Below are 1,218 nucleotides of genomic sequence, written 5' to 3' on the forward strand. Positions count from 1 at the left end.
CTCCGCCAGCAGCACCGTGTCCGGGTAGTGGGCGTCGATCTCCTTGCGGACCCGCTTGAGGAAGTCGTGGGTCGCCGGGAGGTTCTCGCAGTTGGTGCCTTCTGCCTGGTAGAGGTAGGGGACCGCGTCGAGGCGGAAGCCGTCGATGCCCAGGTCCAGCCAGAACCGCAGCGCGGAGATGATCTCCTCCTGGACGGCCGGGTTCTCGTAGTTGAGGTCCGGCTGGTGGGAGAAGAAGCGGTGCCAGTAGTACTCCTTGCGGACCGGGTCGAAGGTCCAGTTGGAGGCCTCGGTGTCGACGAAGATGATCCGGGCGTCCTGGTACTGGTCGTCCTTCTTTGCCCAGACGTAGTAGTCGCCGTAGGGGCCCTGGGGGTCTTTTCTGGATTCCTGGAACCACGGGTGCTGGTCGCTGGTGTGGTTCATGACGAAGTCGATGATGACGCGCATGCCGCGCTGGTGGGCGGCGTCGACGAAGTCGACGAAGTCGGCGAGGTCACCGAATTCGGGGAGGACGGCGGTGTAGTCGGAGACGTCGTAACCGCCGTCGCGCAGGGGGGATTTGAAGAAGGGGGGCAGCCAGAGGCAGTCGATGCCGAGCCACTGGAGGTAGTCGAGTTTGGCGGTGAGGCCTTTGAGGTCGCCGATTCCGTCGCCGTTGCTGTCCTGGAAGGAGCGGACCAGGACCTCGTAGAAGACGGCGCGTTTGAACCACTCGGGGTCCCGGTCCTTGGCGGGAGTGTCCTCGAAGGTGTCCGGGACAGGCTCATTGACGATCATGTTGTGGGTGACCCTCCGATCTGCGGGGTGGACGGTCGCAGGACGGTCAGGATGTGCGCGGGGCGAGTACCCGGTTCCAGGCGCACATAGTTCGTCCTGCCCCATTCGTAGGTCTCACCGGTGAGCTCGTCGCGCACCGGCACGGACTCGTGCCAGTCCAGGCCGAGTTGCGGCATGTCCAACGAGACCGTCGCCTCCTGGGTGTGGTGAGGGTCGAGGTTCACGACCACCAGAACCGTGTTCGATCCCCGATGCTTCGAGTAGACGATCACCGCCTCCTGATCCGCTTGGTGGAAGTGGAGGTCGCGCAGTTGCCGCAGGGCCGGACTGCGCCGCCGGATCGTGTTGAGCGTGGCCATCAATGGCGCGATGCTACGTCCGTCACGTTCCGCCGACTCCCAATCGCGGGAACGCAGTTGGTATTTCTCGGAGTCCAGG

Annotated in this window: 1 protein-coding gene and 1 pseudogene; both read right to left on the reverse strand. The window is 64.3% G+C overall.

The window, feature by feature from the left end:
- Positions 1–780 (reverse strand): alpha-amylase family glycosyl hydrolase (locus AOK08_RS35190; RefSeq protein WP_241827224.1); only part of this gene is annotated, 780 nt, incomplete at its 3' end.
- A pseudogene (locus AOK08_RS35195) lies at positions 777–1,218 on the reverse strand (DUF3459 domain-containing protein); the annotation flags it as partial. The pseudogene AOK08_RS35195 and the gene AOK08_RS35190, both read right to left, overlap by 4 nt.

It is taken from the genome of Streptomyces graminilatus (genome assembly GCF_001418565.1).
GTDB lineage: Bacteria > Actinomycetota > Actinomycetes > Streptomycetales > Streptomycetaceae > Streptomyces > Streptomyces graminilatus.